The organism is Streptomyces sp. KLMMK (assembly GCF_036961605.1).
Lineage (GTDB): Bacteria > Actinomycetota > Actinomycetes > Streptomycetales > Streptomycetaceae > Streptomyces > Streptomyces telluris.
Genome location: NZ_JBAMDC010000531.1, coordinates 1 through 3,722, shown reverse-complemented (window position 1 = coordinate 3,722; position 3,722 = coordinate 1). Strand labels below are relative to the sequence as shown.

The 3,722-nt window shown below is 74.7% G+C and carries 1 protein-coding gene; it reads left to right on the top strand.

Annotation, left to right across the window (positions count from 1 at the left end):
* Positions 1-3,722, top strand: a 3,722-nt coding sequence (locus V7793_RS35000) for a type I polyketide synthase (protein ID WP_336013726.1), incomplete at both ends; no start/stop codon positions are given.

Below are 3,722 nucleotides of genomic sequence, written 5' to 3'. Positions count from 1 at the left end.
CACGGAGACCCTGGTCGACCTGGTCCGCGCACACGTCGCGGCCGTCCTGGGCCACGCCTCTGCGGCGGAGGTCGAGCCCGACCGGGCGTTCAAGGACCTCGGCTTCGACTCGCTGACCGCCGTCGAACTCCGCAACAAGGTCAACACGGCGACCGGCCTCGCGCTGCCGCCCACCCTGGTCTTCGACTACCCCAACGCCACGGCCCTCGCCCGCTTCCTCCGGAGCGAACTGCTCGGATCGCAGGCCGCCGCGCTGCAGGAACAGCACGCGGCCGCCGCCGGCGACGACGAGCCCATCGCCATCGTGGCGATGAGCTGCCAGCTGCCCGGCGGCGTCGACTCGCCCGAGGCCCTGTGGAACCTCGTGGCGTCCGGCGGCGACGCCATCTCCGAATTCCCGGCCAACCGCGGCTGGGACGTCGACTCCCTCTACGACCCCGACCCCGACCGCCCCGGCAAGACCTACGCGCGCGACGGCGGCTTCCTCTACGACGCCACCGACTTCGACGCAGCCTTCTTCGGCATCAGCCCCCGCGAGGCGCTGGCGATGGACCCGCAGCAGCGGCTGCTGCTGGAGACCTCCTGGGAGGCCTTCGAGCGGGCCGGGATCACCCCCGCACAGCTGCGCGGCAGCCGGACCGGCGTCTTCGTCGGCATGGCCTACCAGGGCTACGGAGCCGACGTGCGCCGGACGCCGGAAGGCGTCGAAGGACACCGGCTGGTCGGCGGCGCGTCCAGCGTCGTCTCCGGCCGGGTGGCCTACACCTTCGGCCTCGAAGGACCGGCCGTCACGATCGACACGGCCTGCTCGTCCTCGCTCGTCGCCCTCCACCTGGCCGTCCAGTCGCTGCGCAGCGGCGAGTGCACGATGGCCCTGGCCGGCGGCGTCACCGTCATGGCCAGCCCCAACGTCTTCGTGGAGTTCAGCCGCCAGCGCGGCCTGTCGCCCGACGGCCGGTGCAGGGCGTTCGGCGCGGACGCGGACGGCACCGGCTGGTCCGAGGGCGTGGGCGTGGTCCTCGTGGAGCGCCTCTCCGACGCCGTCCGCAACGGCCACGAGGTCCTCGCGGTGGTCCGCGGCAGCGCGGTGAACCAGGACGGCGCGTCCAACGGCCTGACCGCCCCGAACGGCCCGGCGCAGCAGCGCGTGATCCGGCAGGCACTGGCCTCGGCCGGCGTCGAGCCGGGCGACGTCGACGTCGTCGAGGCGCACGGCACCGGAACGACGCTGGGCGACCCGATCGAGGCGCAGGCACTCCTCGCCACGTACGGCCAGGAGCGACCGGAGGACCGGCCGCTGTGGCTGGGCTCGCTGAAGTCCAACATCGGCCACACCCAGGCCGCGGCGGGCGTGGCCGGCATCATCAAGATGGTCATGGCGATGCGGCACGGCATGCTGCCGCAGACGCTGCACGCGGACGAGCCGACGCCGCACGTGGACTGGTCGGCGGGCGCGGTGCGCCTGCTCACCGAGGCCGTCGAGTGGCCGGAGTCGGACCGCCCGCGCCGCGCCGCGATCTCGTCGTTCGGTGTCAGCGGCACCAACGCCCACACCATCATCGAGCAGGCCCCCGCGGCAGCCGAGCTGCCCCCGACCCCCGACTCCGGCGCGGCTGTGCCGTGGGTGCTGTCGGGCAAGGGCGAGCCGGCGCTGCGCGCGCAGGCGGCCCGGCTGGCCGGTCACCTCGACGCGAACGACGGGTGGACGGCTGCCGACATCGGCCTCTCCCTCGCCTCCCGCGAGATGTTCGAGGACCGTGCCGTGCTCCTGGCGCAGGGCGCGGACGAGCTCCGGCAGGGACTCGCCGCGCTCGCGGCCGGCGAGCCCGCGGCGAACGTGACGCTGGGGCGCGCCCGCTCCGAGGGCAGGACCGGCTTCCTGTTCTCGGGGCAGGGTTCGCAGCGGATCGGCATGGGGCGTGAGCTGTACGAGGCGTTCCCCGTCTTCGCCGATGCGTACGACGAGGTGTGCGCGCGTCTGGACGCCCCGGTCGACGTCGACTCCGAGGACCTCGACCGGACCGGCTCCACTCAGCCCGCCCTCTTCGCGATCGAGGTGGCGCTGTTCCGGCTCCTCGAATCGTGGGGCGTCCGGCCGGATTACGTGGCCGGTCACTCCGTGGGCGAGATCGCGGCCGCGCACGTGGCCGGCGTGCTGTCGCTCGACGACGCCGCGAAGCTCGTGTCGGCGCGCGCCGCACTGATGCAGGCCCTGCCTGCGGGTGGCGCGATGGTGGCGGTCCAGGCCACCGAGGACGAAGTCCTGCCGCACCTGACCGACGAAGTCGGCATCGCCGCGGTCAACGGCCCGCGGTCCGTGGTGATCTCCGGCGCGGAGGACGCCGTCACCGCGATCGCCGAGGTCTTCGCACAGCAAGGCCGCAAGACCTCCCGGCTGAAGGTCAGCCACGCCTTCCACTCGCCCCTCATGGACCCCATGCTCGACGAGTTCGGCCGTACGGTGGCGGGACTGACGTTCCATGAGCCGCAGATCCCCGTGGTGTCCAACCTGACCGGTGACCTCGCCGGGTCGTACACCCCCGAGTACTGGGTCCGGCACGTCCGCGAGGCGGTCCGTTTCGCCGACGGGGTCCGGACCCTGCACGACCTGGGCGTGACGGCCTTCGTCGAGATCGGCCCCGGCGGCGTCCTCAGCGGCCTGGCACAGTCCTGCGTGGACGACGCGGACGCCGTGGTCGCCGTGCCCGTCCTGCGCACCGACCGCCCCGAGCAGCAGGCCGTCACCGCCGCGCTCGCCGCACTGCACGTGCACGGCGTCTCCCCGGACTGGCAGGCGCTCTTCCCCGGCGCTCACCGCGTCGCCCTGCCCACCTACGCCTTCCAGCGCGAGCGCTTCTGGCTGGAAGGGGACGAGGACCCGGCCGCCGCCACCGGCACCGCGGCCGACCCGGCGGACTCCGGATTCTGGGACACCGTGGAGCGGGAGGACGTGGAATCCCTCGCCGCGACCCTCGGCGTCGGCGCGGACGACTCGCTCGGCGCGATCCTGCCCCGGCTGTCCGCGTGGCGCCGCCAGCGCCGCGAGCAGTCGGTCGTCGACGGCTGGCGCTACCACGTCACGTGGAAGCCGCTCGGCGCGCTCCCGGAGTCCGGCGCGGCCGGTACCTGGTTGCTCGTGACGGCCGGGGAGAGCGAGTGGGCCGCCTCGGTCCGCACCGCGCTCGGCGAGCGCGGCCTGGACCTGGTCACGCTCGTCGCCGGGCCCGGCACCGACCGGGCGACGCTGGCCCGCGAGCTGGCCGGCACCGGCCCCCTGGCCGGCGTGCTGTCGCTGCTCGCCGAGGACGAGAGCACCTCGGCCGGCCACCCCGGTCTGCCGCACGGCCTCGCCGCCACCCTCTGCCTGGTGCAGGCGCTCGGCGACGCCGGTATCGACGCGCCCCTGTGGTGCGCCACCCGCGGCGCGGTGGCCACCGGCCGCTCCGACCGCGTGGACCGGCCGCTGCAGTCGCAGGTGTGGGGCTTCGGCCGCGCGGCGGCACTGGAGTACCCGCAGCGCTGGGGCGGTCTGCTCGACCTCCCCGAGCTGCTCGACCCCCGTACCGCGGCCCGCGTGGCCGCCGTCCTCGGACAGTCGGCCGAGGACCAGGTGGCGGTCCGCGCCTCGGGCGTCTTCGGACGCCGGCTCGTGCGGGCCGGCGGCGCCACCGCTCCCGCCCGGGCATGGTCGCCGCGCGGCACGGTGCTGATCACCGGTGGTA